Genomic DNA, 26,366 nt, shown 5'->3' with positions numbered 1-26,366 from the left:
TATTAGCAGTTTCAGCCGAACGATAAATGTGTCGGCCCGTCGAAGTGCGAGCCGGAATGGCATGTATCTCTGCTTTCGCAGGGTCGATCGAAAGAAAACGCCCGCGACATGCGCGGGCGCCGAGTTCGTATATGAACGATTGACTTTAAGGATCTACCCGAGCGATTGCGGTGCCGGAGACCACTTCCTTGCCATCCTGGTTGGTTGTGGTAATCGTCAGATCCACCAGATGCTCGCCGTTCTCCTCGCGGATCGCGGCAACCGTCGCCTTGGCGTCCAGGGTATCGCCCGGCCACACCTGATTGGTGAAGCGCACGCCGAATTTCTTCAGCCGCGCATCGCCGACCCAGTTTGTCAGCATCTTGCCAGTCAAACCCATCGACAGCATGCCGTGCGCGAACACGCTTTTGTAGCCGGCGGCCTGCGTGGTGTAGACTTCGTCCGAGTGAAGCGGATTGTAGTCGCCCGAGGCGCCTGCGTACTGCACGATCTGCGTGCGCGAGAGGTTCTCGACGACCCGTTCGGAATGGGTGTCGCCCACCTTCAGTTGCGATGCTTTCAAAGCCATTGTGTTTCTCCTTACGATGCGTCCACGGGACGCTCGGTGGTGACGCCGACGCTGCGCGCAGTGACGACGAGCTCGCCGGTTGCGTCGCGATGTTCGGTGATACGCTCGCGGAAGATGAGCTTGCCTGCGCGCTTGCTTTCCTTCTCCCAGGTCTTGCCCTGCTTCACCTCTGAGGTGAGCACCTCACCGGCGCGAAGTGGCCGGTGATAAGTGTATTCCTGCTCGGCGTGCAGGCCGCCGCTCGAGGCAGGCTTGCCCTCGACGCCGGTCGGCGTCTTGCCCGAGCCGAACCACTGCTGCCCCGGCTTCGGTCGCAGGTGATAATCCGGATCGAACTGCGCCACAGCCTGAACGAAGGTCGGTGGCGCGATGACGCCCTTGGCTTCGGTCTTCTTTGCGGCTTCTGCGTCGTGATAGACCGGATTGGTATCGCCGATGGCGCGCGCAAACATCATGATGTGCGTCGCTTCGACCGGAAAGGCTATTTTTGGCACGTGTTTTCTCCCTAACGAACCGAATGAAGAAAACGTTAAGTCATCGCCGAGCGCCTGTCGATTCCGGGTCGTCGCTCCGCGCATGGGCTTTGTGTCAAAATGCATACGGCTTCGGTGGCAGGCGGCGTCCTCCGGCCTATCGCGACCGGGAAAATTCTTCTATCCATCGTTGTAAAGGCGGCCAGTGCCGCTTCCTTTGGGGCGGACTACGTCGAGGCATTGAATGGACAGTCTTCTTGATCCGGCCACCGCGATCGAAGCCGTTGATCGCGGGCTTGCAGAGGCCGGATACATCGCCAGCCGTCAGATTTCGACCGCGGTATTTCTCGCGCAGCGGCTCGACAAGCCGATTTTGGTCGAGGGGCCGGCAGGCGTCGGCAAGACCGAGCTCGCAAAATCGATCGCGGCCTGGCAGAACATCGAACTGATCCGCATGCAGTGCTACGAGGGCCTCGACGAGGCCAAGGCGCTCTACGAGTGGAAATACGCCAAGCAGCTGCTCTACACGCAGATTCTGAAGGACAAGCTCGGCGAAGTCATCGGCCAGACCGAGACCTTGCCGGCTGCGCTCGCCCGGTTGCATGATTTCGGCGACATCTTCTTCTCCAAGCAGTTCGTCGAGCCGCGCCCGTTATTGCAGGCACTGGAACAGAAGGATGGCTGCGTCCTGCTGATCGACGAGATCGACAAGGCAGATGCCGAATTCGAGGCGTTTCTGCTGGAGATCCTGTCGGACTACCAGATCACCATCCCCGAGATCGGCCGGATCGCCGCGGTGACGAAACCGATCGTCATCCTGACATCGAACGCCAACCGCGATCTTGGCGACGCGCTGAAGCGCCGCTGCATCCACTTGCACATCGGCTTTCCCGAGCCTCGGCTCGAGGCGCGGATTATCGAGACGCGGGTGCCGGGAGTCGCCAGCGAGTTGCGGAAGAAGATCGTCAGCTTCGTGCATGAGGTGCGCACGCTCGATCTCAAGAAATTGCCATCGGTGAGCGAGACGATCGACTGGGCACGGGTGCTGTTGCTGCTGCACACGTCGTCGCTCAGCTCCGAGGTCGTGCGCGACACGCTGAACGTGCTGCTCAAATACGAGGTCGACATGGAAACGGTGACCCCGCAGGTCGCCGAACTGATCGACAAGGCCGAACGTGCTTTCGTCCCCGGCTAGCGCCACGACGCGGGAACCTGACGACCTGCTGCTACGGTTCTTCCGCGCCGCGCGCGGCGTAGGCTGCCGCATCTCTCCACCCGAAAGCATGGATGCGATGAGCGCGGTGGCCGCTGTCGGCTACGCCGACAAGGCGCGCTTGCGCGACGCGCTGCTATTGACCATCGCCAAGACGCAGGAGGAGAAGGACGCGCTCGCCGAATGCTTCGACATCTTCTTCAAGAGCCCGGAGCCGCGCAATCTCGAAGAGGCGCAGGAGGACGCGGAGGCCGCCGACCAGTCCGCTGAAGAGCCGGGCGGGAATGAGAGCGAGGGCGGCAGCGAGCAATACGGCGAACTAGCGCGGATGCTGATGTCGGGCGATCGCGGCGCCGTCCAGGCAGCGATGACCGCGGCAGCGGACGCGGCAAACCTGTCGGAAATCCGCTTCTTCACCCAGCGCGGCCTCTACTCCAGCCGCATCCTCGAAATGATGGGCATGGCCCAGCTCGAGGACGACATTGCAGCACAACAGGCAGCGGGCAACCAGCCGCAGCGGCTGATGAACGCACGCGACGGGCTGCGTGAAGCCGTACGTGAGATGGTCAACGACGCGATCACGCTCTACACGCGCGAGGGCACCGAGGCGCTGCGCAACGACATCCTTCGCAATGTGCCGCTGAACCGGCTCGAACGCCAGGACATCGAGCGCACGCGCAAGCTGGTTGGAGAGATGGCGCGGCGGCTGCGCGACAAATACAACAAGCCGCGCCGCAAGAAGAATCGCGGCCGGCTCGACACCCGCAAAACCATCCGCCGCAACGCGAGCTGGGGCGGCATCCCGTTCATTACGGTGTGGAAGCAGAAGCGGGTCGACAAGCCGAAGATCGTGGCGCTGTGCGACGTCTCCGGCTCGGTGGCGCGCGTCGCCGAGTTTTTGCTGCTGTTCCTCTACAGCCTGAACGAAGCGATTTCGGACATTCACACCTACGCGTTCTCTGGCCGGCTGGTCGACGTCAGCGAAATTCTCGACGGCAATGCGATCGACAAGGCGATGCAGGAGGTCATGAAGACGGTCGGCTACGGCTCATCCGACTACGGCAAGTCGTTCGCGGATTTCGAAGACAATTTCATGAGCGGCGTGACCAACCGCACGACGGTGATCATCCTCGGCGATGGCCGCACCAATAATCTCGACCCGCGCACGGATATCTTGAGGCGCATCTCCGAGCGTGCGCGCCGCGTCATCTGGCTCAATCCGGAGCCGCGCTTCGCCTGGGGCACCGGCGATTCGGAAATGCCGCGCTACCAGCCCTATTGCACCTTCTCGCGTCCCTGCGGCACGGTCCGTCAGCTTGAGCGCGTCGTGGTCGATCTGATGGAGATGGACCGGCATTAGCGAGCCGCGGCATAAATCGTCATTGTGAGCGAAGCGAAGCAATCCAGCCGCGCGCAACGCGCGCAACTAAGGACGCTGCATTCGCGCCCGGCTCAGGCTGGATTGCTTCGTCGCCAGAGGCGAGCGAAGCGACGCCGTTCTTTCGAACGGCTACGCTTCGCAATGACGATGACGATCACACCGGCTGGATCACCAGCGTCGGAACGCCAAGTGTGCCGGTGCGCACCGTGAAGACACGTGTGCCGGGGCGGCGGCCGGTCCGGATTTCGGACGCGTCGAGCCCTGACGAAATGAGCCGTGTTTGTGCGGCTTCGATGTCGGTCACCCGCCAGCTCAGTCCCCACAACCTGTCAGGATTGCCGCCGCTTGGATCGTTCAGGCGATGCACGATCTCGACGACAAGGTCGCCGCAGCGGAAAAACATCAGTCGCGCTCCCCAATCCGGCCGCGACAGATCGAGCGTCATATCGAGACGCAGCCTTGCGCCGTAAAGTGCCGCTGCGCGTTCGGGCTGGTCGGTAGCGATCACCACATGATCGAGGCCGGTGATTGGCGCGCCAGCCGTCGCTTTCGACACCGGACGTTCGCCGGACGGTTCGAGAAAAAACAGCCGGACTCCGTGCGTCGTCTCCACGGCGGTGCGTGTCCGCTTCCACGACAGTGCTGCGCCGTCGGCGGCATTGGTGCTGCGGGACTGCGTGACGTCTTCCGGCAGCAAGCCAAGCCGCTTCAGCCGCCGCTGAAACCTGTCGATGTCCTCGACGCGGAAACAGAGGCTCGCGAGGTCTTCCCCCCGCTCATCGAGCCGCGCGCGAACCCGCCTCGCCATTTCGCCGTCGCCTGACGGTGCCATGAGCTCGAGCGACATGTTGGCGAGGGTGAAGATCGCGGTCTCGACGCCGTCGGCTATCGTGCGCCATGCAGGGCGCTGTGCAAGCAGCGTTTCGTAAGACGCAGTCGCTGCGCTGATGTTATGCGTCAGCAGAACGATATGGTCGAGGCCGATGATCATGACGGCAAGAGCCTGGTGAGTGGCCAGTAGGGAGTAGCGAGTAGTCGTGTTTAATTTCTACTCACTTTCCACTCCTCACTTCATTTCACCGCCAGCAGAATTCCTGCCATCAGCCTTGTCCGTTCGGCGAGGCTGTCGACGATGATGTGCTCGTCGAGCGTGTGCGCGCCGCTGCCGCGCACGCCAAGTCCGTCCAGCGTTGCGAGATCCATCGGTCCGGTGAAATTGCCGTCGGAGCCGCCGCCCGAGCTCTGATGCGACAGCTCCAGCCCGAGTTGCCGGGCAATGCCCTTTGCAGTCTCGTACAACGCCATGGTCTTGGCGTTAGGTTCCCAGACCGGGCGCGTCACGCCACGCGTGACGATGAACTGCCCGTCGTTGCGGTTGTCCTTGGACAGCGCCAGCATGCGCTCGACGCCGTGGTCGAGATCCTCCTGCTTTTTCGCCATCGACAGCGCCTCGCCGCTGCAGGAGCTCGACACGCAATTTACCCATTGCCCGCCATGAATGACGCCGACGCTGAAGGTGCAGTCCGATGTCGTCATCGATTCGATCTGCGGGATCATGTCGGCCATGATGCGGATCGCTGAGCGCCCTTCGGAGAGCCGTGCGCCGGCGTGGCTCGGCCGGCCGGCGGCCTCGAGGTTGAAACGGGCAATAGCGTAGCGCCCAGTGACCACGCCGCCATCCGGCCGTGCCGGCTCCGGCACCAGCACGTATTTGTGCCGGGCAGCCTCCGCCTCGATCAGGTCGCGCGTCGAGGGACTGCCGACCTCCTCGTCGCAGGTAAAGAGAAAAGTGATCGGCAGATGGATCGCAGCGCCTGCGCGCAGTAACTGTCGCACTGCTTCCACCGCGATGTAGTTGCCGGCCTTCATGTCGAAGATGCCGGGGCCGTAGCATTTGTCGCCCTCGCGCCGCCATGGCAGCTTCGCGAGCGTTCCGACCGGGTGCACCGTATCGAGATGCCCGAGGATCAGAATGCCGGGCTTCGAGGTATCGCCGGTCGCGAACGTCGCGCGGACACAGTCGCCGAAACCCATGCGGCCGCCGATCCGCTCGATCCGTGCGCCGATCAGCGCGAGGTCGCGGGCGGCGACGTCCATCATCGCGCCGATACGTGCGGCGTCCCAGGTCGGGCTTTCGCATTCCACCCACGGACGCAGGCCTGCAAGCATTGCGTCGATGTCGATCGGCAGTTTGGTCACGTCCACGGGCTCGCCCTCCAGTTATGCGGAATTTCTCTTGGCGTTATCCGGCGCCAGCACGATATGCAGCCGCGTTTCGCGCTCAATCGCCCGTTCCGAAAAGATCAGCGGCACGTAGCTGCGCTCGGACCAGAGCTTGCCGTGATCGTCATAGTGCCTGGAGCGGACGTCCCCAGATTGTCCCGGCGCGTTGACGAACACGCTGTTGTCCCATTGGCCGACGTCGACAACCATCCGGAATGACGCTCCGGTAATGGCGCGGCCGTCGCTCATGCGGTAGCCGTTGCTCATCACGGTCTGGGCCGAACCGCCCTGGTGCAGTGGTCCGACGTCCCGCAGCTCGTCCGGGTAGACGTTTGCGAGCGGGTGCTGGAAATAGCCGTGATGCCAGCCGGACCATCGCCATGTGGAGGCGTCGTCGCCGTGGCGGCGACGGCAGTCCGCGACCGCCGTGGCGAGCGTGGAAAGCAGAAGCTCGGATCGCTTTGCTTCCGGCAACGGACCGAAAGCCGGCGCGAGCTCGTTGAGCCAGTTGAGCAGGGTCACATGATCACCGGGAGCGAGCCGCGGACGTACCTTCGGATCCGTGCTGACGAGATCAAGCAGCGCAGGCTTCAGATGCCGCATCCACCAGACCTCGAACAAAAGTGCTGCCGCGCTGTCATCCGCCAGGCGATGATCCCACCCTTGCAGCAGCGAGAGGCCGAAAGCGGTGTCTTTATCGGCTGAGGTCGAGCGCGCAAGGTGTGCACAGATGCGCCGGGCCGGAATCGACAGATCGTCGCATTGCAGCTTGCAGGAATCGTCGAACGCGTGGAGCGGCTTCGAATCCAGCACCTCGCGAATGCGCTGAGCACGGAATGGATCGGTGAACTCGTAGCCGATGTTGAGCTCCTGCGCTGGTCCGGGCGGCAGGTTCATCTCATTGGCGCTGGCGACATAGCCGTGCGACGGCGCGATCTCACGTGGAAGCTCTGTCTGCGAATGGAAGCCGTCCCATTCGTAGCGTCCGTCACCGGGCACAGGCACCATGCCGTCGTAACCTCCGCGAACAGGCGCTTTGCAGGCGGGGGTCCAGGCGATGCGGCCCTCCACGTCTGCGTAGATCTGGTTGGTCGATGGTACCGACCAGCTTTGCAGTGCTCGTTCGAAGGCCTCGACCGATGCCGCGTCCTGATAGCCGAGGCTCGATAGATACGGCGCGCTGCCAGGCTCCAACCAGACCGTGCGAACGCCATAGGCGAGATTGCGCGCGCGATCCTCATGGACGATCGGGCCGTGCCGGGTGAATTTCAGCGTCAGGGTCTGTTCGCCGTAGCCTTTGACCGCGACGCGTTCCTGGATGACGCGCATGCGCTCGAACCCATCGCCATAGGCATAGCAATCCGGATCGTCCGGTTTGGTCCGGTAGACGTAAAGGTCTTCCTGATCGATCGGAAAGATTGTCAGGCCGAATGCGGCCTTGTCATTGTGGCCGATGGAGATTCCGGGCAGTGCGGGCTCGCCGGCGCCGATCACGTCCAGTCCCGGGGCGCGCAAGTGTGCGACATAGCGCAGTGACGGCATCAGATAGGCGCGATGCGGATCGCTTGCCAATACGGGCCGTCCGGTCGCCGAGCGCGAAGCCGCGATCGCCCAGTTGTTGGAGCCCTCGTCGCGCTGCGCCGTGATGATCTCGCCGAGTTCATCGGTGACGGCCCAACGATCGGCCTCATCGAGTGTCGCAGCGAGCCGCTCCTTGTTGAAGGTGACCGGCGCGGTCGCGAGAAAAAACGCCTCCAGCACATCGTCGCCGATTGCCGAGAAATCGACGTCGTCGGGAACGAACGGCGTATGGCCGAGGTCGACCCACCGGCGGGCGCGGTCCTGCTCGAGCGTGCCGTGGCCGAGCACGCGGGCGCGGCCGAACTCGAATTCGAGGTTGCGCACCATCGCGTGGCTGCGGATGCGCACCACGTCGGATGCCTCCCAGCGCGCCGGCCTGGTCCCGGTGAGCGCAAACTCGGGCGACAGCAGCGCCGGGTCGCGTTCGGTCAGTTCGACGAACGCATTGATGCCCGCGACGAAGCGCTCAACGGTCTCTTTCGCGTCCTGAACGCCGTAGGACTTCCATTCGGCTGCCATGTCGCCGCGATAGAGAAACAGACGCGTTGCCCGGTCCTGCGCGAGATAGCCGGGACCGAAATCCGCCGCGAGCAGGCCGAGGCCGCGTTTGCGCCAGATGTCGATCTGCCACAGCCGGTCCCGGGCGGCGTTGAAGCCCTGCACGAAGAACGCGTCGCTGCGGGAGGCCGCCTTGATGTGCGGCACCCCCCAGCGATCGACGCGGATATCGGCGGCAGCCTGCAGTCCATTGACGGCATAGCGACGCGTCTCGGTCGTGCCGGCATGGGCTGGCTGATCTGATTCGATTGTCGGGTGGTCGTTCATTGCGCCTTCGCTGCCAGCATCTTGCGGAATTTGCGGTCGCGCTTCAGGTACCATTCGCGGCGCATCGCCTCGGCGCGGGTCGCAAAGCCTTCCGAATGCAACAGCACCCAGGCCCGCCCCCTGGTCGTGCGCGCGCCCTTGCCCGCATTGTGCCTGGCGAGGCGTCGCGCAATGTCGGTCGTCCAGCCGACATAAGTGAGATAGCGCCCCTTGTGGGCGCAGCCGAGCACGTAGACAAAGCCTTCCATGCCGTTAGTTGTCCCGCGCCCGTTTGTTCGACGCAAGCGGATCGTTTAGTCGCTAAACCGCCTCAGCCTTGTGCAGCGCGGCGATCTCGTCCTTGCTGTAGCCCGCCTCGGCCAGCACCGCGTCGGTGTGCTCGCTTAAGCCGGGCGCCATCCGGTCGAGTTTGCCGCCGCCGTGGGTGAGTTGAAAGCCGGAGCCGGCGAAGCGCAGGGGGCCGTAGGGCGTATCGACCTTCTGAATCGCCTTGCGGTATTCGATCTGCGGATGATCGATGATCTCCTCGATCTTCCAGATGTTGGCGCAGGGCGCGCCGGCGGCATCGAGGATCTTCTCCCACTCCTTCGGGCTCTTGGTGGCTAGCACGCCCTCGATGATCTTCCGCAGCGCCGGCTCGTTCTCGTTACGCAGGAACCAATCGGCGAAGCGCGGATCGGTGAGCACGTCCTCGCGGCCGAGCGCCTGCATCAGCGCGGTGAACTGCTTCTCGTTGTTGACCGCGAGCAGGATGTAGCCGTCCTTGCCGGCCTTGAAGAGGTTTGCCGTCGGCCTGCGGCTCACGGCCTGGTTGCCGGACAGCTTTTGATGGTGCCCGGCCACGGTGTAGTCGGCCACCTGGCCGGACAGGAACGCAATGGTTGCTTCCAGCATCGAAACGTCGACAAGTTGTCCTTTGCCCGTATGCGTACGCTGGAACAGCGCGCTGGAGACGCCGAAGGCCGCCGTTGCGCCCGAGAGCACGTCGCAAACTGCAAACCCCGCGCGTGTCGGGCCCGTCGCTTCATGGCCGGTGATCGCCATGATACCGGACATCGCCTGGATCTTGCCGTCGTAGCCGGCACCGAGCCGTTCAGGGCCGGTCTGGCCGAACGCGCTGATACAGCAATAGATCAGCCGCGGGTTGATCGCGGACAGCGCAGAATAGCCGATCCCGAGCTTGTCCATCACACCCGGGCGGAAATTCTCCATCACCACGTCGGCTTTCGCGGCGAGCCGCTTGACGATCTCGATCGCCTCCGGCTTTCGCAGGTCGAGGGTCAGGCTGCGCTTGCCGCCATTGATGGCCTGCCACCCGGGTGCCAGCCCGCGTTCCGCCCACTCCTTGCTGAGCGGCGTGCGTCGCATGTCCTCGCCCTCGCGCCGTTCCACCTTGATGACGTCCGCGCCGAGCAGCGCGAACTGGTAGCTGGCATAGGGGCCGGCAAGCACTTGCGTGAAATCAAGAATCCGCACGCCTTCGAAAGGTCTGGTCACAACGTTCCCTCTGTTCGTATGTCGCCGAGCTCGTCAGTTGCTGCGGTTCTTATGCCGCATTCTCGCGCAGGCCGCGCGCGACTTCCTTCTGTTTGTCGAATTCGGCGCGACGGCGCGCCAGCTCATCCGGGCTCATGGTCTCGATGTTGTTGTAATCGAGCTTCCATTTGCCGTCGTCATTCCAGCGCAGCGGCGATTGCATCGTCGTGCGGGCGCCGGTCGCCGATTCAAGGACGCGCAGCGCGAGTTCCAGCGTCAGCGCCTGCGATTCCACGTCATGTGGCTTGCCGGCAGAGTTGCCGAGGGGGAAGTCGCTGAACAGGAAGCGCGGCACCGCAGCGTGTTCGATGATGTCCTTGGCGCAGCCCATGACGACGGTCGGGATGCCGTTTGCTTCCAGGTGCCGCGCGACCAGCGCAGTGGTCTGATGGCAGACGGGGCAGTTCGGCACCAGCACCGCTGCGTCCACCTTGTCCTCGCGACAGCGATTCAGGATTTCCGGCGCATCGACCTCGACCGTGACTCGATGGCTGCGGTTGGTCGGGGCTCCGAAGAAGCGCGGCGCGACTTCGCCGATGCGGCCTGCCGCCTTTGCCTTGATCAGCTGCGGCAGTGCGAACCAGGTGCCGGAGTCTTCCGCGGAGGTATGAACGCGGTCGTAGCCGATATGCGAGATGCGCAGGTCGTGCTGCTTCGAGGTATCGCCGTCATAGACCTTGTAGAACTTTGCGCCGCCGTTGTACTTCGCGCCTGGCCCCTGGTCCCCCTTGGCCGGATCATAGGGGGCTGCGGTTGTGACGATGGTGACGCGGGACTGCGCCAGCGGCTTCTTCAGCGGCTGGAACGGCGCCTCGAGATAGTGAGCCCAGCGATAGGGTGTCGTATAGCCGATCGCCATGTAGTAGTCGCGCGTCCGCTTCATATAGGGAATCGGCGAATCGTAATCCGGCGCAAAGCCTAGCTGCAGGTCGATATTTTCGATCATCGTGTTCCCTCCGGAATGCCGCGCAGCCGCATCTTCGGCGCGCCGCACCAAGCGTCTTATGACGGTCGTCAGGCTAGGAGTTTGGGCAACACTGTCAACTGACGTCCATAGCAGGCTGCCTTGCGTCGGCATCGCGCTTGGCCGGTGCGTGCGGCGCCTTATCGGTGACCCAGGTACTGGCCCGCCTTCCCCGGCCGCCGCCTTGGGCAGCCGCATGCTGAATCCATGAAAGCGCCTGCCAACAATCCGTTAGAACAAACCGTGCTCTACCGCCCCACCCACTTCGGCGCACGCTTTTCGATGAAGGCGCGGGGGCCTTCCTTGTAGTCTTCGGTTGCGGCGTTCTTGCGTGACGCGACGCCACTCACTTCGCGCAGCTCCGCATCGGAGAGATCGTACGCCTGTCGTGCAACGCCGAGGCTTTCGCGCACGGCAATTGGAGCGTTCTCGCAGATAGCCGCAGCAAGCTTCAGGGCCTCGGGCATCAGTTGATCGCGCGGTACCAGCCGGTTGACCAGGCCGTAGCCGAAGGCGCGTTTGGCGTCGAAATGCGCGCCGGTCATGATCAGTTCGAGCGCGATTGCCTTGGGCAGTGCGCGCGGCAGCCGGTACAGGCCGCCAGCTCCGGCGACCAACCCGCGCTTGACCTCAGGCAGACCGAACGCAGCCTCTTCGATGGCGACGATGAGATCGCAGGCAAGCGCTATCTCGGTGCCGCCGGCGAGCGCGAAACCGTTGACAGCAGCGATCCACGGCTTGGTCCTCGGCTGATGCACGAAGCCGGCGAAGCCGCCGCGCTCGGTCCCGAGGCTGCCTGCGCCGCCCTGCGAGACAGCCTTCAGGTCGGCGCCCGCGCAGAAGGCCTTGTCGCCGGCGCCGGTGAGGATCACGACCCAGGTGTTAGGATCCTTCTCCGCATCAAGCACCGCGTGCTCAAGCCCTTGCGCGACGTCGCCGTTCACCGCGTTGCGCGCGTCCGGCCGGTTGATCGTGACCAGCATGACGTGATCGGCGATCTGCTTGGTGAGAACGGCGTCGGTCATCGATTGTCTCCCTGTTGAATCTTATTCCGTGCCTTGTTGACGAGAGCTCAAGCCGCTTTCCATTCCTGCATGCCGTCGGCGCTCTTGCTGATCACGCCGTTGGTGCCGACCGGCGAGCGATCGAGGTCGAGCAGCCGGGCGAGCGTCTGTTTGTCGCTTGCAGGAACGCGGGCCAGCGTGCGGTCGTTGTCCGCGTTGCGGAGTATGACGACGCCGTGGTTCACCTCGCCGTTGCGATCGTAGATCACCGTGAAGCTTTCCACCTTCGCCTTGCCGCCGGCTTCGGGATTGAACTTCGGCGCGTCGCCGCGTTGCTTGTCCGCGATCGCCTGAACGCTCGTGCTCTCCGAAAGTCGCTCCGCAGGCTCTGCCGGTGACAGCACGAGGGCGTGATGTTTGGTCACGAAGCCACCCTGTCCATACAGCAGGCCGCATTTCGCGCCACCGCGGATGCGGCGGACCATCGCGCAGGCGGCATGGGTCATGTAGCTGTTGAGTGGCGCACCGAAAAAGGTGAGTCCGCCGGTGACGGTCGGCCGCACATCCGCGCCGAGGCCCAGCGTGCGCCGGGCCATCTTCGGTACGCACGGAAAGCAGCTGTAAAGTTCGATGGCATCAAACGCTTTGCCGTCACCGCCGGCGAGGTCGATGACCGTGTTGAGCACCGCATTCTGCGCGTAGCTCTCCACATACTGGTCGCGCACGAGGTAGTCCCGCGGCTCTTCCGCCGCGGCGCCGCCGACGAAGTGGACCATGCGCTCGTCCGGAATACCCGCCTCGCGCGCCTTCGCCAGACTGGTGACGATCAGGGCCGCGCCCTGGTTCACCATGGGGTTCGCGACCATCAGCTTGTTATAGGGCCAGGCGATCAACCGGTTGTCGGCGGTCGGCGTCATGATCGTGTCGGCGTCGAATGAACGCTTCAGCCACGAATTTGGATTGTTGGCCGCGACAGTGGCGAAGGTTGACCAGAGCTCGCTCGATTCGCGCAGTGCCTCGCGCGGCGTCTGGCCCCACTTTGCTGCGGTTGCCGCGTCATAAAACGGATAAACCGTAATCGGCTGAAATACGCCGAGCGCGATTGCGAGCGGATGCTGCCAGCTCGCGCTGCGCACGGATTGCACGCCGTGCTCGGCAAACGGCGTCCACGGCAACTTGACGCCTGCTTTCTCCGCCTTGTTGACCGTGCTCTGCGCCTCCGCGCCGCAGACAGCGCCGACCACGCTCTCGCCGCGCTGAATGCGCAGGGCGGCCTCGTGCAGATAGCGGATCGGCCCTTCGCCGCCCACCGGACCATAGACTGCGCGCTTGGGCGCGATACCGAGCCGGTCGCAAAGCTGTCGCGCCGGATCCTCGTAGCGCCAGCTCACCAGGTTGACGAGATCGATGGAATCGATCTCGGCGGCCAGCCTTGCCCCGGCATCCTGTTCTGCGCGCTTCAGTGCCTCCGCCATCAGCGCCAGCGGCTCGAGGCCCTCGGCAGGATTGGCCGGCTTGTCGGTGATCTCGCCGACGCCGACGATGACCGGAATGCGGCTTGCGTTGCTCATGCGTTGCCCTTGTTCTTGACGTTCGTCCCGCAGCTTTACCGTCAGCTTTCCAGAGATGCCACGCAGGCGCAACTCGTCCATTTGGGAATGGGGCGATGCAAAATCGGAACGTTCAGCGGCGTAGCGCTAGTGTCGTCGATCAGAAATTCGCGCCATCGTTGCCGCGAGTCCATCGTGCGAATTTTCTGATCCATAAACGACACTAGAATCATAAACTTGCTAGTGTCCTGATCGAATCCGAAGTTCGCTCTGAGCTCGCTGCAAAGTACGGCGAACTTCGGATTCGGGACACTAGCTTGGCGTGAACGCGCTCATGCCGATGCGGCCGAGCGCCGGCAGCTTGATCGCAGGCCTGCGAACATCGAGACCGATCACGCCGCCGAACAGGCTGAGTTCGATGCCTTCGATCCAGCCGACGGTCAATGTGAGATAGCCGCCGAGCGTCGCACGGAAGCCGGAGCTGGTCGCCGACAGCCAGCTTCCATTGTAGGGAAAGTCCTTGCCGATCGCCGTTGGCGGCAACGTGGCGCGCATCTGTGGAACAGCGTTGAGGATGGCGGCGATAAAGGTATTCGAGTTGGGGCCCGGCCAGGCGCGATAATCGCCGTAGTTGCGATACTCGTAGGCGGCAATGGCCGACCTGATCTTTGGAATCAGCTTTTCGGCCTCGGGGCCGTCGGCGGCGAAGACCGTTTCCGGGATTTCGCCGAACCAGCGTCCGTCGGCGGCGAAGCCATTGACGCGAATCGGCTCTCCCCAGGCGGTATAGTCATAGCGCGTATAGACCGACTCGCCCTTGTCCTTGAAAACGATCCAGCTATGGACCGCAAAGATGCCACGCCAACGCACCGTGCGCGCGGCAAAGATGCGCACCGCGGCATCCGCCTTCGCCGATGCCGGCGCCAAGAGACCTGCACTTGAGCGGTCGGCGATCTGCCAGTTCTCAGCCCGTTCGCTGAACGCATAAAGCGTCGCCGAGACGGCGATCGGCGCGGCGATCAGGGCGACGAAAAGGATCAGAAACATTCGCGTAAGGCGCATAGGGCGAGCAAGGGACGCCGTTCTTTCGAACGGCCATAGGCGAGCAAGGCGACGCCGTTCTTTCGAACGGCTATGGGACCTGAACGGTGATGCGGAATGCACAGAACTGATTTTCTAATTCGCAGGGAGCGGCAAATCCAGCTACGCGCGATCACTTATGCTTTAGGACGCGCGCACCACTTCTGGATCTGCATTCGCGAGGTTGGCGCGAATGACAGGTCATTCTAGGCTTTTAGGCTTTGGGCTTGCGCGGCCGGTCGATGAATTTCTGCATGTGATGCTGCGGCTCACCGGTCAGGAATGAGCGTCCGAAGATCGGAATGCTGGCGTCGATCGCCTCTTTCAGCGGCAGCTCTTCCCATTTACGGATCAGCACCTTCTGCGCGGCGATGGCTTCAGCGCCGCATTCAAGGATTTCGCCGAGCACCTTTTCGATCTCTGCGTCGAGTTTGTCCGGTGTCGTCACAACGTCGACGAGGCCCCATTGCAGGGCGGTAGCGGCGTCGATCGTGGCGCCTGTCATGACCAGCCAGCGTGCCCGGGGCGTGCCCATCACTCGCGGCATCATCGCTGCGTGGATTACCGACGGAATGCCGACCTTGACCTCCGGCATCGCGAACTGCGCTTCGTCGGAGGCGATGCGGAAGTCGCAGCAGATCGCAAATTCAAGGCCGCCGCCGAGGCACCAGCCCGGGATCCGCGCGATCACCGGCTGCGGGAAGTTGCGCACCGCCTCGCAGAGGTCACGCAGGCCGGTGATGAACCGCTCGCCGCCGGCCTGATCGAGCTTCGCCATTTCTTTGATGTCGGCGCCGCCGACGAACGCCTTTTCGGAATCCCCGCGCAGCACCAGCGCGCGAATGCTCTTTTCCTGGCCGAGCTGTTCGATCGCGGTGCGAAGATGAGCGATCACCTGCGAGTTGAAGATGATCATCGAGCCGGCGTTGCAGATCGTCATCTGTGCGACGCCGCGATTGTCGATCTCGAGCCTCGCGTGAGGGTTGGAATGGCTCATCGCCTCAGCCTGCCGCCGCCGGATGAAACAGCTCTTTCACAGTGTGCGGCGGTGCGCGCAGATACTGCTTCGGCGCAAGCAATTTGGCGCCGAGCTTGGCCGCTGCGTGCCAGGGCCAGCGTGCGTCGTACAGCACGCCTCGCGCGAGCGCGACCATGTCGGCTTGTCCCGTTGCCACGATCCGCTCGGCGTGCTCGGGTTCGGTGATAAGGCCGACCGCCATCGTCGGGACATTGGTCTCTCGCTTGACGGCCTCGGCAAACGGCACCTGGTACCCGGGCGCGAGCGTGATCTTCTGCTGCGGGGTCATCCCGCCGCCGGAGACGTCGAAGAAGCTGCATCCGCGCGCCTTCAGTTCCTGCGAATAGGCGAGCGTCTGTTCGAGATCCCATCCGCCTTCGAAGAAGTCGGTCGCGGAGTACCGCAATCCGAGCGGAATGTGCGGCGGTACGACTTCGCGCATCGCGTCGAAAACCTCGAGCGGAAAGCGCATGCGGTTGGCGAGCGATCCGCCATATTCGTCGTCGCGCTTGTTTGCCAGCGGCGACAGAAACTCATGCAGCAGGTAGCCATGGGCGCTGTGGATCTCAATCGCGTCGAAGCCCAGACGCACGGAACGTTCGGCAGCCTTGCGGAACGCCGCCTTGACTCGCGCGAGGCCCGTCCGGTCCAGCGCGCGGGGCGCCTCGCCGTCTGGCTGGAAGGGAATTGCGGAAGGGGCGTGCGCGGTCCACCCGCCGTCCGACACCTTGATCTGGCTGCCTCCCTCCCAGGGGACGCGATGTGAGGTCTTGCGGCCGGCATGGGCCAGCTGAATGCCGATCGGCATCGTCGCATGGTTGCGGACTTGCTCGAGCACGCGGGCGAGCCCGCGCTCGTTGTCGTCAGACCAGAGACCGAGGTCGCGCGGCGAGATACGACCGTCGGCCTCGACAGCGGTCGCCTCGACGATGAGCAGCCCGGCGCCGGACAGGGCCAGATGCCCGAGGTGGATCGTGTGCCAGTCGGTGGCAGTGCCGTCCGGTGTGGCCGAGTACTGGCACATGGGCGCGATGATGACCCGGTTGGGTAGGGGCAGGCCTGCAAGCTGAATGGAATCGAAAAGATGCACCGACATCGGAAAGGTCCCGCCCGTTTGATCACAGCTAGAGGATTAGCCGACACCTCAATCGAAGGCGATCATCGTGCCGGCATTGCAGATCGGCATCCACACCGGACGGCAACTGTCCGGCCACGGCTGGCGCGACTGCACATGGGTTCGAAAGTGAGCGCCAGCCAAGCCGATCGCGGGAGTGTGACCAGCGCGCGCTGCAGCATGAATGTCCGCAGCACGCGCTTCGTGATCACTGCTGGCGGCGGACTGGGGAGAGATTTCACATTTTATTCAAGTTGTTATCTGGATCTTAAGGTTCCGTTACGATGTAAATGCAATTGACATCGTCACGGTTGCATCGCAAACGTGTGATCGATGACGATTATTGACATTCGTCACTAGTCAGGTCTTTCTAGCGGCGCGTACTGCCGGAGCCTGCCATGAGCGATCAATCCCATTATCCCAATAGTCGCATTCCAAAGCCGTTCATTGCTTTTGCGCTGCTTGCGATCGTGTCGCTGGTGCTGGCCGGCTGCAACAGCGAGGCCAAGGACGAGCCGACGCCCGACCGGCCGGTGTTAACCATCAAGGTCCAGTACGAGCCGCAGACCCCCGACCGCAGTTTTGTCGGCACCATCCGCCCTCGCATCGAGAGCGATCTTGGCTTCCGTGTCGCTGGCAAGGTGGCAAAGCGCGTCGTCGAGGTCGGCCAGCTGGTCGAAGCCGGCCAGCCGCTGGCGCTGCTGGACGAGGCCGATCTGAAGCTGCAGGCCGAGCAGGCGGAGGCCGAACTGCGCGCCGCAACCGGCGTGCTGGCGCAGGCGACGGCGTCCGAGCGTCGTTCGTCTGAACTGAAAGCCAAGGGCTGGAGCACCGATGCGCAGCTCGATCAGGCGCGCGCCGCCGGCGACGAAGCCCGCGGTCGCGTGGCACGGGCCGAGCGCTCCGTTGAACTCACCAGAAATAACCTCTCCTACGCGACGCTGACCGCAGATGCGCGCGGCGTCGTGACCTCGACTTCCGCCGAACCCGGCCAGGTGGTGGCCGCCGGCCAGGGCGTGGTGCGCCTCGCACGCATCGCCGAGAAGGAGGCCGTGGTCGCAATCCCTGAAACACTGGTTTCGCGCGCGCAGGGCGGCGAAGCGCGGGTGTCGCTGTGGTCGGATCCCGACAAGACCTACACCGCGAAGCTGCGCGAGCTTGCGCCGGCTGCCGATGCCGCCACTCGCACGTACCTTGCCAAGTTTTCCATTCCTGACGCGACGGATGACGTGAAGCTTGGCATGACGGCGACGCTGATCCTTTCCGAACCCGAGGCCGAGCGGGTGACGCGCGTGCCGCTGTCGGCCATCTACAATCAGGGCACGGGTCCTGCGGTGTTCGTCGCCGACGAAAAGACCGGCCGGATCGAGCTGAAGCCGGTGGAGGTGAAGGCCTATGAAGCGCGCGACGCCGTCATCACTGGTGGCGTCAAGGATGGCGAGAACGTCGTCGCCCTCGGCGTGCATAAGCTCGACACTGCGCAAAAAGTGCGCGTGGTTTCCCACTTCTCATTCTGACGCAACCTTCTCTCGAGGCTAATGGGGTCAGCCATGCGTCGCTTTAACCTTTCGGAATGGGCAGTCCACCATCAGGCGCTGGTGCTGTTCTTCATTCTGGCGATAGGTCTTGCGGGCTTGTTCTCGTATCAGCGGCTCGGCCGCTCCGAAGACCCGTCGTTCACCATCAAGCTCGCCGTGGTCTCGATCCTCTGGCCCGGTGCGACCGCGCAGGAGATGCAGAGCCAGGTCGCCGAGCCGATGGAGAAGAGGCTGCAGGAGCTGCCTTATTTCGACAAGGTCCAGACCTACAGCAAGCCCGGCTTCTCGGCGATGCAGGTGTTCTTCAAGGACTCCACGCCGGCGGCAGAAGTGCCTAACCTCTTCTATCTGGTCCGCAAGAAGCTGATCGACATGCAGGCCGAGCTGCCGCAAGGCGTGATCGGGCCGATGATCAATGACGAGTACGGCGACGTCGACTCGATCCTTTACATGCTGACCGGGGACGGGGCGGACTACGCGCAGCTGAAGAAGGTTGCCGATGCGCTCCGCCAGCACACGCTGAAGGTTCCTAACGTCGTCAAGGTCAATATCTACGGCGTGCAGGATCAGAAGATCTACGTCGAATTTTCGCACGCGAAGCTCGCTACGCTCGGCATCACGCCGCAGGCGCTGTTCGATTCGCTTGCCAAGCAGAATGCTGTTGCCCCCGCTGGCGTCGTCGAAACCTCCTCGCAGCGCGTCTCCCTGCGTGTGACTGGGGCTCTCGACGGCGCCAGAGCGGTGGCCGAGACTCCGGTGGAGGCGAACGGTCGCGTGTTTCGCTTGGGCGACATCGCCACCGTTACGCGCGGTTTCGAGGATCCGTCCGACTTCCAGGTCCGCCAACGTGGCAAGCCGGCGCTCGGCGTCGGTATCGTCATGGCCAAGGGCGGCAACCTGCTGCAGCTTGGCGAGGACCTGAAGAAATCCACCGCAGAGTTCATGAAGTCAGTGCCGGTCGGCATCGACCTCGAGCAGATCGCCGACCAGCCGCAGGTGGTCGACCATGCGATCAAGGAGTTCCTCCGCTCGTTCCTCGAGGCGCTTGCGATCGTCCTCGCTGTCAGCTTCCTGTCGCTTGGTTGGCGCACAGGTATCGTGGTCGCGACCTCGGTGCCGCTGGTGCTGGCGATCGTCTTCATCATCATGAACGCGATGGGCCTCGATCTGCACCGCATCACGCTGGGCGCGTTGATCATTGCCCTCGGTCTGCTGGTCGACGACGCGATCATTGCGGTCGAGATGATGGTCGTGAAGATGGAGCAAGGCTTCGACCGGCTGAAGGCCGCCTCGTTCGCCTGGGATTCGACCGCGTTTCCGATGCTGACGGGCACGCTGATCACTGCGGCGGGCTTCTTGCCGATCGGCCTTGCCGCATCCGGCGTCGGTGAATACGCCGGCGGCATCTTCTGGATCGTTTCGATCGCGCTGGTCGCCTCGTGGTTCGTGGCGGTGATCTTCACCCCTTATCTCGGGGTCAAGCTGTTGCCGAATTTCGCCGCGCATCACCCGCTGAACGACAACCCGCATGCGATCTACGAGACGAAGACCTACAACCGCCTGCGTCGCGTGGTGCAGTGGTGCGTCGATCACCGGATCAAGGTCGTCGTCGCGACCGTGATCGCGTTCGCGGTGTCGGTCGTCGCCTTCGGAGGTATACAGCAGCAGTTCTTCCCGCTGTCGGAACGTCCCGAGCTGTTCCTGCAATTGCGCATGCCGGAAGGCACGGCCATCAACGTCACGTCCGAGACCGCGAAGAAGGCTGAAAAGCTGCTCGAGGGCGACAAGGACATCACCACATACACGACCTATGTCGGCCAGGGCTCGCCGCGCTTCTGGCTCGGCCTCAACCCCCAGCTCCCGAACGAATCGTTCGCCGAGATCGTCGTTCAGTCGAAGGATGTGGAGGCGCGCGAGCGCATCAAGGCGCGGATCGAGAAGCAGGTTGCGGAAGGCGCACTGACCGAAGCACGCGTGCGCGTCGATCGCTTCAACTTCGGCCCGCCCGTCGGCTTCCCGGTGCAGTTCCGTGTCGTCGGACCGGATGCGGAGAAGGTGCGCGAAGCGGCCTATCAGGTCCGCGAGGTCATGCGGACCGACAAGCGGCTGATCGAGCCGCAGCTCGACTGGAACGAGCAGACGCCATATCTGAAGCTCGTCGTTGACCAGGATCGCGCCCGCGCGCTCGGCCTGACCCCGCAGGACGTCTCGCAGGCACTGAGCCTGTTGATCTCGGGCGCGCCGGTGACCACCGTTCGCGACGGTATCGAGAAGGTGGGCGTGGTGGCGCGTGCCGTCGCGTCGGAGCGGCTTGACCTCGGCAAGGTCGGCGACCTGACCATCTTTGCACGTAACGGCGTCCCCGTTCCGCTCTCGCAGATCGCCAAGATTGAATACAGCCACGAGGAACCGATCCTCTGGCGTCGCAACCGTGACATGGCGATTACCGTGCGTTCGGACGTCGTCGACGGCGCGCAGGCGCCGGCAGTGTCGAGCGCCGTGTGGCCGAAGCTGCAGCCCATCGTCGACAAGCTCGAGCCGGGCTATCGCCTCGAAGTCGGCGGCGCGATCGAAGAATCGGAAAAGGGCAACTCGTCGATTCTGGTGCTGTTTCCGTTGATGTTCGCCATCATGCTGACGCTGCTGATGGTTCAGTTGCAGAGCTTCTCCAGGATGTTCCTGGTGTTCGCGACCGCTCCGCTCGGCATCGTCGGTACTTCGCTCGCCCTGAACATCACCGGCCTGCCGTTCGGCTTTGTCGCATTGCTCGGACTGATCGCGCTTGCGGGCATGATCATGCGCAACTCGGTGATCCTAGTCGACCAGATCGAGACCGAGGTGCAGCGTGGCATGACGCGCCGCATCGCAATCGTCGAGGCGACCGTCCGTCGCGCTCGGCCTGTGGTGCTGACCGCGCTGGCTGCGATCCTGGCCATGATTCCGCTGTCACGCTCGCCGTTCTGGGGGCCGATGGCGGTCACCATCATGGGCGGCCTGTTCGTGGCGACCTTCCTGACCCTGCTCTATCTGCCAGGCCTCTATGCTCTCTGGTTCCGCAAGAGCCTTGACGACAGCATCTCGAAAGCCGACGCTGGCGAAAAGGACTCAAACCGCGAAGGAACGGAGCCGGCAATGGCGATGGCGGCGGAGTAACCGGACGCTTATATAAATAGGACCATGTCGCTCGTTCTTGAAAATACCGAAACGGACACCCGCACCCGCATCCTTCTCGTTGCGGAGCGGCTGTTCCGCGAGATCGGGTATCAGAAGACCACCGTGGCGGACATCGCCAAGGTGCTGAAGATGAGTCCGGCCAACGTCTATCGCTTTTTCGATTCAAAGGCGGCGATCCACGAGGGCGTGGCGACCCGGCTCATGGGCGAGGTCGAGGCAGCGGCAGTGACCATTGCCGCCGAGCCACTGTCGCCGAAGGACCGCTTGCGCGAAATTCTTGCGACCATCCACCACATGAATTCGGAGCGCTATGTCGGCGACGCCAAGCTGCACGATATGGTGGCCGTGGCGATGGAGGAGAACTGGGACATCTGCGACGCACATGTCGCCCGTCTCGGTGCGGTGATCGGGCAGGTGATCGGCGAGGGCGTCGCCGCCGGCGAGTTCAAGCCGGGCGACGTGGAGCTGACGGCTAGATGCGTCTGCATCGCGATGTGCCGCTTCTTTCATCCGCAGATGATCGCCCAGTGCTCTGCGAACGAGAAGCAGGTGGATGTGCCGCTCGACCACATGATCGAGTTCCTGATCGGCGCAATTTCCATCCCGAAGTCTTCGTAGTCTCTCTGCGAGAGGTCGTCCCTCAGGCTGTGCAAACCGGCGGAGGAAATGGCGCTCCGCTACTACTGTCCGGTGAGCCGACGTTGTTGAATTCGGTTCGGGCGGGATTTCAGCCGTTCTGCCTTATCGCTACCCTTGCATCCAGAGCAGGCGACGGTGTCGCCTGGGTTGGAAGGTAGGTGGCGAATGTCGGGCGAAGGCGGCGTCAAGATCATTCCCGTGCGAACGCCGGAATCAAAACAGTTCGTCGCCGACGTGGAGAGGGCTATGACCATCACGTCGGCCCTGAACCGCCTGACCTATACAGACGCGGACGAAGTCCGTTCGCTGTTTGAAGAACTGGCAGGTCAGAGGGTGGGCGATCACTTTCGCCTCGTGCCACCATTCTACACGGACTGCGGCAAAAACATACGCATAGGCTCTCGTGTCTTCATAAACCAGAACTGCACCTTCTACGCCTTGGCCGAGATCGCCATAGGTGACGACGTGATGATCGGCCCGAACGTAAGCCTGATCACATCCGAGCATCCGGTCGCGCCGTCGCAGCGGCGCGCCTATCTCCTTGGGCGGCCGATCACTATCGAGAAGGGGGTCTGGATCGCGGCAGGCGCGACCGTTATCGGTGGCGTAACCGTCGGTGAGAACTCGGTCGTGGCGGCGGGATCGGTCGTCACGCGCGATGTCCCCGCGAACACTCTCGTGGGCGGAAACCCGGCGAGGGTCATTCGATCGATCGAAGGCGAATAGGGCGGGTCCGCCGCGGGTTGCTCGCGCGACCCGCCTCGCTTCCCGGCGGTCTCGCTTGGCCACGCCGAACGGAGTTCCTGCACCGCCGGCCCGACGCCCCACTTGCTTTCATGCTGAAGCGTTGCGAATCTGTGCGCCCACGATCGCGCCGCACTAGTTTGCGGCGGCAAACTGGACGCTGCCGGATGACGTTGTTTGCCTTGCCCGAGGATCAGATTGCGCTGCGCGATACCGCGCGTGCGTTTGCAGCCGAAAAGATCGCGCCATTTGCGCTGAAATGGGACGAGGAGAAGCACTTTCCCGTCGATACGATCCGCGAGGCCGCGACGCTTGGCATGGGCGGCATCTACATCCGCGATGACGTTGGTGGCTCCGGCCTCACCCGTCTCGACGCTGCGCTGATCTTCGAGGCGCTGGCGCAGGGATGTCCGACCGTCTCGGCCTATATCTCGATTCACAACATGGCAGCGTGGATGATCGACGCGTACGGCTCTGCCGATCAGCGCGCATATTATCTGCCGAAGCTCTGCCGCATGGAGCAGCTGGCCAGCTATTGCCTGACCGAACCGGGCTCGGGCTCGGACGCGGCCGCTCTGCGGACGACCGCGAAGCGCGAGGGCGAGTTCTATGTGCTCAACGGCGCGAAACAGTTCATTTCCGGCGCCGGTGCGGGCGACCTTTACGTCGTGATGGTGCGCACGGGAGGCGAGGGACCAGGCGGCATCTCCACGCTTGTGGTCGAGGGCGATTTGCCAGGTATTTCGCTGGGCGCCAACGAACGGAAGATGGGCTGGAACGCACAGCCGACCCGCGCGGTGATGTTCGAAAATGTTCGCGTGCCCGTGGGCAACCGTCTCGGCGAGGAAGGCATGGGCTTTCGCATCGCCATGGCGGGACTCGATGGCGGCCGGCTCAACATCGGCGCGTGCTCGCTCGGCGGCGCTCAGGCGGCGCTCGACGCCACGCTTGCGTACATGCATGAACGAAAGGCCTTCGGCAAGCGGCTCGATGAATTCCAGGCGCTGCAGTTTCGTCTAGCGGACATGGCGACCGAGCTCGAGGCCGCGCGCATCTTTCTTTATGCGGCGGCCGCGGCCTACGATCGCGGCGATGCCGACGTGACGATGCGTTGCGCGATGGCGAAGCGTGTTGCCACCGACGTCGGCTTCGAGGTCGCCAATCAGGCATTGCAACTGCACGGCGGCTACGGCTATCTCTCCGAATACGGCATCGAGAAGATCGTGCGCGACCTGCGCGTGCACCAGATTCTCGAAGGCACCAACGAAATCATGCGGCTGATCGTCGCGCGCAAGCTGATCGAGGCTCACCGATGACGGACGGCGCGAGCGTGCTGGAGAAGGAAGACGAACTCGTCGTTGCCGGCGAAGGCTCGCTTGGCGTGATCCGGCTCAACCGTCCGAAGGCGCTGAACGCATTGACGCTCGATATGGTCCGCGCCATGAGCGCCGCGCTCGACCGGTTCGAGACCGATCCGTCGGTCGGGGTGATCCTGCTCGAAGGCGCGGGTGAACGCGGCTTGTGCGCGGGCGGCGACATCCGCGGCCTGTATGAGAGCATCCGCGCCGGCGGCGATCTCGGAAGCGTGTTCTGGCGCGAAGAGTATATTCTGAATGCGCGCATCGCTTCGCTGAAGAAGCCGTATGTTTCGTTCATGGACGGTGTCGTCATGGGCGGGGGCGTGGGGTTGTCGGCGCACGGCGCCCATCGGGTGGTGACCGACAGGACGCAGCTTGCGATGCCGGAGACCGGTATCGGCTTCTTTCCCGACGTCGGCGGCACCTGGCTGCTGTCGCGCGCGCCGGGGCAGCTCGGCACGTACTATGGACTGACCGGACAATCGATGACCGGTATGGATGCGATCCGCTGCGGCTTTGCCGATGTGTTGATCCCGGCGGCGCGGCTTGACGAGCTGCGGCAGGCGCTGGTGCGGCTCGGTCCGGAGGCGAATAACGGCATGGTGCGCGGCGTGCTTGCCCATTTCGCGCTGCCGCGCGGAGCTGCGCCGATCGACGAGCATCGCAAGACGATCGATGCGTCGATGGACCGCGACAGCGTCGCCGATATCATCTCTGCTCTTGAACAAGACACGTCGGAGTTCGCGCAAGGCACGGTGAAGACGCTGCGGACGAAGTCGCCGACCAGTCTGAAGCTGACGCTGCGCCTTTTGCGTGAGGCCAAGGCGTCGACATCTCTGCGGCAATGCCTGGTGCGCGAATACGGCGCGGCGCTGGAGATCTTCATCAACCGCGACTTTCCGGAAGGCATCCGCGCCGCCGTTATCGACAAGGACAGGTCGCCGAAATGGTCGCCGGCAAGCCTCGAAGAGGTGACGCCGGCAGTGATCGACGCCTACTTTGCGCCGCGCGGCGCCAATGAACTCGTGTTTCCGGACCGGGAGGTATGACATGAGCAAGAGCATCGTCGTGATCGGCCTCGGCAACATGGGTGCGCCGATGGCCGTCAACCTGATCAAGGCCGGGCACAAGGTGACAGGTTTCGACCTGACGCCGGCGTGCTGCGATGCGGCGCGCGCCGAGGGCGTCATAATCGCGAGCTCGGCGGTCGAGGCGGTGCAATCCGCAGATGTCGTCATTACCATGCTGCCGGCGGGCAAGCATGTGCTGTCGGTATGGGGGGAAATCGTGCCGGCTGTGCGCGACGGAGCGCTTTTGATCGACTGCTCAACGATCGATGTCGAAAGCGCGCGCAAGGCGCACGCGCTGGCGGCCGCACGAAAGCTGCCGTCGATCGATGCGCCGGTGTCGGGCGGCGTCGGCGGCGCGAAGGCCGCGACGCTGACGTTCATGGCCGGCGGTAGCGGCGAGGCGTTCGCCGCCGCGAAGCCAGTGCTGGAAGCGATGGGCAAACGGATCGTGCATTGTGGCGATGCCGGCGCAGGCCAGGCGGCGAAGATCTGTAACAACATGATCCTCGGCATTTCGATGATCGGCGTCAGCGAAGCCTTTGCGCTGGCCGAAAAGCTCGGCCTGTCGCATCAGGCGCTGTTCGATGTTGCTTCCACGTCGTCCGGCCAGTGCTGGTCGATCACCAGCTACTGCCCGGTGCCTGGACCGGTGCCGGCGTCACCTGCCAACAACGGTTACAAGCCGGGTTTTGCCGCCGCGCTGATGCTGAAGGACCTGAAGCTCTCACAAGAAGCGGCGAAGGTCGCCGGTGCCGCCACGCCGCTCGGCGCGCACGCTGAAGAGATCTATGCAGCCTTCAACGCGGCGGGGCACGACGGCGACGATTTTTCCGGCATCATCAATCACGTGCGCGGATTGAAGCGGTAGGCTTCACGCGGGGCGGCGCGAAGCGCTGAGCCCGGAACCCGCGATCAGTGCTCGTCATGGAAGCCACTTCTGCGCGGCCGTGCGGGGAACAAATCCCGCTGTTATGGTTTGTCGCAGACCGTCCGAAGCCGGAGTTCTCCATGAAAATGGCAAAGATCGTTTTGGCCGCTGCCGTCGCCATCCTCAGTTCGGCGACTTTCGCCCAACAGGCGACTACAGGAATGGTCACCACGATCAATCGCATCAGTGGAACTATCGCGATCCAACCGACTCAAGACGGCACGGTCGGCGCGGCGACCACCGGTCCTGCCGAAGTGTTCAAGGTCCAGGAAGGCATGCTGGACGATTTGCACGCTGGAGATCGGGTTTCGTTTTCCACCACCGAAACGAGTGGGACCAAGACAATCACGAAACTCGAAAAGCTCAATAAGAGCTGATTGTCGTA

The 26,366-nt window shown here is 63.5% G+C and carries 23 protein-coding genes; 10 read left to right on the top strand and 13 right to left on the bottom strand.

The window, feature by feature from the left end; all coding sequences use genetic code 11:
• Positions 1–145: 145 nt before the first annotated feature.
• Together RCO31_RS24235 and RCO31_RS24230 are read right to left on the bottom strand one after the other, a co-directional pair.
• On the bottom strand, positions 146–568 hold the full coding sequence (locus RCO31_RS24235; RefSeq protein ID WP_308971140.1) for a MaoC/PaaZ C-terminal domain-containing protein: 423 nt from the start codon (positions 566–568) through the stop codon (positions 146–148).
• A gap of 11 nt (positions 569–579) precedes the next feature.
• Positions 580–1,062 (bottom strand): MaoC family dehydratase N-terminal domain-containing protein, encoded by a 483-nt coding sequence (locus RCO31_RS24230; protein WP_308971139.1) that lies wholly within the window; start codon positions 1,060–1,062, stop codon positions 580–582.
• 223 nt (positions 1,063–1,285) lie between these two features.
• Between RCO31_RS24230 and RCO31_RS24225 the strand changes: the two genes are divergently transcribed.
• Together RCO31_RS24225 and RCO31_RS24220 are read left to right on the top strand one after the other, a co-directional pair.
• Positions 1,286–2,236, top strand: coding sequence for a MoxR family ATPase (locus tag RCO31_RS24225; protein WP_308971138.1), 951 nt, complete (start codon positions 1,286–1,288; stop codon positions 2,234–2,236).
• A gap of 88 nt (positions 2,237–2,324) precedes the next feature.
• The gene (locus RCO31_RS24220) at positions 2,325–3,614 is read left to right on the top strand and encodes a VWA domain-containing protein (RefSeq protein WP_374991531.1); all 1,290 of its coding nucleotides are present in this window, start codon (positions 2,325–2,327) and stop codon (positions 3,612–3,614) included.
• A 175-nt stretch (positions 3,615–3,789) separates the two neighbouring features.
• Here the strand turns inward: RCO31_RS24220 and RCO31_RS24215 are convergent, their stop codons facing one another.
• From RCO31_RS24215 to RCO31_RS24165, 11 genes are all read right to left on the bottom strand, one after another.
• Complete coding sequence (locus tag RCO31_RS24215) at positions 3,790–4,626, bottom strand: VOC family protein (protein ID WP_308971133.1); 837 nt, start codon at positions 4,624–4,626, stop codon at positions 3,790–3,792.
• 80 nt (positions 4,627–4,706) lie between these two features.
• Positions 4,707–5,840 (bottom strand): M20/M25/M40 family metallo-hydrolase, encoded by a 1,134-nt coding sequence (locus RCO31_RS24210; RefSeq protein ID WP_308971132.1) that lies wholly within the window; start codon positions 5,838–5,840, stop codon positions 4,707–4,709.
• 15 nt (positions 5,841–5,855) lie between these two features.
• On the bottom strand, positions 5,856–8,264 hold the full coding sequence (locus RCO31_RS24205; RefSeq protein WP_308971130.1) for a penicillin acylase family protein: 2,409 nt from the start codon (positions 8,262–8,264) through the stop codon (positions 5,856–5,858).
• On the bottom strand, positions 8,261–8,512 hold the full coding sequence (locus tag RCO31_RS24200; RefSeq protein WP_308971128.1) for a GIY-YIG nuclease family protein: 252 nt from the start codon (positions 8,510–8,512) through the stop codon (positions 8,261–8,263). The genes RCO31_RS24205 and RCO31_RS24200 overlap by 4 nt, the downstream gene beginning before the upstream one ends.
• A gap of 52 nt (positions 8,513–8,564) precedes the next feature.
• A complete protein-coding gene (locus RCO31_RS24195; protein WP_308971126.1) occupies positions 8,565–9,761 on the bottom strand; it encodes a CoA transferase in 1,197 nt (398 codons plus the stop codon).
• A 49-nt stretch (positions 9,762–9,810) separates the two neighbouring features.
• Positions 9,811–10,746, bottom strand: a complete 936-nt coding sequence (locus RCO31_RS24190; protein WP_308971124.1) for a glycine reductase — start codon at positions 10,744–10,746, stop codon at positions 9,811–9,813.
• Between the two features lie 266 nt (positions 10,747–11,012).
• The gene (locus tag RCO31_RS24185; RefSeq protein ID WP_308971122.1) at positions 11,013–11,789 is read right to left on the bottom strand and encodes an enoyl-CoA hydratase-related protein; all 777 of its coding nucleotides are present in this window, start codon (positions 11,787–11,789) and stop codon (positions 11,013–11,015) included.
• 47 nt (positions 11,790–11,836) lie between these two features.
• The gene (locus RCO31_RS24180; protein WP_308971121.1) at positions 11,837–13,339 is read right to left on the bottom strand and encodes an acetyl-CoA acetyltransferase; all 1,503 of its coding nucleotides are present in this window, start codon (positions 13,337–13,339) and stop codon (positions 11,837–11,839) included.
• 291 nt (positions 13,340–13,630) lie between these two features.
• Positions 13,631–14,365 (bottom strand): DUF3750 domain-containing protein, encoded by a 735-nt coding sequence (locus RCO31_RS24175; protein ID WP_308971119.1) that lies wholly within the window; start codon positions 14,363–14,365, stop codon positions 13,631–13,633.
• 247 nt (positions 14,366–14,612) lie between these two features.
• Complete coding sequence (locus RCO31_RS24170; RefSeq protein WP_308971118.1) at positions 14,613–15,395, bottom strand: enoyl-CoA hydratase; 783 nt, start codon at positions 15,393–15,395, stop codon at positions 14,613–14,615.
• Between the two features lie 4 nt (positions 15,396–15,399).
• Positions 15,400–16,512 carry an NADH:flavin oxidoreductase/NADH oxidase gene (locus RCO31_RS24165; RefSeq protein ID WP_308971117.1) on the bottom strand — a complete coding sequence of 371 codons (1,113 nt, stop codon included), beginning with the start codon at positions 16,510–16,512 and terminating at the stop codon, positions 15,400–15,402.
• Between the two features lie 416 nt (positions 16,513–16,928).
• Here RCO31_RS24165 and RCO31_RS24160 point away from each other — a divergent pair, with 416 nt between their 5' ends.
• The 8 genes from RCO31_RS24160 (at position 16,929) to RCO31_RS24125 (ending at position 26,358) form a co-directional block, all read left to right on the top strand.
• On the top strand, positions 16,929–18,047 hold the full coding sequence (locus tag RCO31_RS24160; RefSeq protein WP_308971115.1) for an efflux RND transporter periplasmic adaptor subunit: 1,119 nt from the start codon (positions 16,929–16,931) through the stop codon (positions 18,045–18,047).
• A 33-nt stretch (positions 18,048–18,080) separates the two neighbouring features.
• Positions 18,081–21,221 carry an efflux RND transporter permease subunit gene (locus RCO31_RS24155; protein ID WP_308971114.1) on the top strand — a complete coding sequence of 1,047 codons (3,141 nt, stop codon included), beginning with the start codon at positions 18,081–18,083 and terminating at the stop codon, positions 21,219–21,221.
• A 24-nt stretch (positions 21,222–21,245) separates the two neighbouring features.
• Positions 21,246–21,860 (top strand): TetR/AcrR family transcriptional regulator, encoded by a 615-nt coding sequence (locus RCO31_RS24150; protein WP_308971113.1) that lies wholly within the window; start codon positions 21,246–21,248, stop codon positions 21,858–21,860.
• 186 nt (positions 21,861–22,046) lie between these two features.
• Positions 22,047–22,607, top strand: a complete 561-nt coding sequence (locus RCO31_RS24145; RefSeq protein WP_308971112.1) for a sugar O-acetyltransferase — start codon at positions 22,047–22,049, stop codon at positions 22,605–22,607.
• Between the two features lie 185 nt (positions 22,608–22,792).
• Entirely contained in the window at positions 22,793–23,941 is a 1,149-nt protein-coding gene (locus tag RCO31_RS24140) for an acyl-CoA dehydrogenase family protein (protein ID WP_308971111.1), read from the top strand.
• Positions 23,938–25,032, top strand: coding sequence for an enoyl-CoA hydratase/isomerase family protein (locus tag RCO31_RS24135; RefSeq protein WP_308971109.1), 1,095 nt, complete (start codon positions 23,938–23,940; stop codon positions 25,030–25,032). The genes RCO31_RS24140 and RCO31_RS24135 overlap by 4 nt, the downstream gene beginning before the upstream one ends.
• Before the next feature lies 1 nt (position 25,033).
• A complete protein-coding gene (gene mmsB / locus RCO31_RS24130) occupies positions 25,034–25,921 on the top strand; it encodes a 3-hydroxyisobutyrate dehydrogenase (protein WP_308971107.1) in 888 nt (295 codons plus the stop codon).
• Between the two features lie 140 nt (positions 25,922–26,061).
• The gene (locus RCO31_RS24125) at positions 26,062–26,358 is read left to right on the top strand and encodes a copper-binding protein (protein ID WP_308971106.1); all 297 of its coding nucleotides are present in this window, start codon (positions 26,062–26,064) and stop codon (positions 26,356–26,358) included.
• Positions 26,359–26,366: the final 8 nt, after the last annotated feature.

Origin of the sequence: Bradyrhizobium sp. LHD-71, assembly GCF_031157255.1 — a bacterium.
Taxonomy (GTDB): Bacteria; Pseudomonadota; Alphaproteobacteria; order Rhizobiales; family Xanthobacteraceae; genus P52-10.
This window is presented reverse-complemented; position numbering and strand designations above follow the sequence as displayed.

Coding starts and splice junctions, on each gene's coding strand:
- RCO31_RS24235 (WP_308971140.1), bottom strand. CDS start 568: ATGGCTTTGAAAGCATCGCAACTGAAGGTGGGCGACACCCATTCCGAA.
- RCO31_RS24225 (WP_308971138.1), top strand. CDS start 1,286: ATGGACAGTCTTCTTGATCCGGCCACCGCGATCGAAGCCGTTGATCGC.
- RCO31_RS24220 (WP_374991531.1), top strand. CDS start 2,325: ATGGATGCGATGAGCGCGGTGGCCGCTGTCGGCTACGCCGACAAGGCG.
- RCO31_RS24215 (WP_308971133.1), bottom strand. CDS start 4,626: ATGATCATCGGCCTCGACCATATCGTTCTGCTGACGCATAACATCAGC.
- RCO31_RS24205 (WP_308971130.1), bottom strand. CDS start 8,264: ATGAACGACCACCCGACAATCGAATCAGATCAGCCAGCCCATGCCGGC.
- RCO31_RS24200 (WP_308971128.1), bottom strand. CDS start 8,512: ATGGAAGGCTTTGTCTACGTGCTCGGCTGCGCCCACAAGGGGCGCTAT.
- RCO31_RS24190 (WP_308971124.1), bottom strand. CDS start 10,746: ATGATCGAAAATATCGACCTGCAGCTAGGCTTTGCGCCGGATTACGAT.
- RCO31_RS24185 (WP_308971122.1), bottom strand. CDS start 11,789: ATGACCGACGCCGTTCTCACCAAGCAGATCGCCGATCACGTCATGCTG.
- RCO31_RS24180 (WP_308971121.1), bottom strand. CDS start 13,339: ATGAGCAACGCAAGCCGCATTCCGGTCATCGTCGGCGTCGGCGAGATC.
- RCO31_RS24175 (WP_308971119.1), bottom strand. CDS start 14,365: ATGTTTCTGATCCTTTTCGTCGCCCTGATCGCCGCGCCGATCGCCGTC.
- RCO31_RS24170 (WP_308971118.1), bottom strand. CDS start 15,395: ATGAGCCATTCCAACCCTCACGCGAGGCTCGAGATCGACAATCGCGGC.
- RCO31_RS24165 (WP_308971117.1), bottom strand. CDS start 16,512: ATGTCGGTGCATCTTTTCGATTCCATTCAGCTTGCAGGCCTGCCCCTA.
- RCO31_RS24160 (WP_308971115.1), top strand. CDS start 16,929: ATGAGCGATCAATCCCATTATCCCAATAGTCGCATTCCAAAGCCGTTC.
- RCO31_RS24155 (WP_308971114.1), top strand. CDS start 18,081: ATGCGTCGCTTTAACCTTTCGGAATGGGCAGTCCACCATCAGGCGCTG.
- RCO31_RS24150 (WP_308971113.1), top strand. CDS start 21,246: ATGTCGCTCGTTCTTGAAAATACCGAAACGGACACCCGCACCCGCATC.
- RCO31_RS24145 (WP_308971112.1), top strand. CDS start 22,047: ATGTCGGGCGAAGGCGGCGTCAAGATCATTCCCGTGCGAACGCCGGAA.
- RCO31_RS24140 (WP_308971111.1), top strand. CDS start 22,793: ATGACGTTGTTTGCCTTGCCCGAGGATCAGATTGCGCTGCGCGATACC.
- RCO31_RS24135 (WP_308971109.1), top strand. CDS start 23,938: ATGACGGACGGCGCGAGCGTGCTGGAGAAGGAAGACGAACTCGTCGTT.
- mmsB (WP_308971107.1), top strand. CDS start 25,034: ATGAGCAAGAGCATCGTCGTGATCGGCCTCGGCAACATGGGTGCGCCG.
- RCO31_RS24125 (WP_308971106.1), top strand. CDS start 26,062: ATGAAAATGGCAAAGATCGTTTTGGCCGCTGCCGTCGCCATCCTCAGT.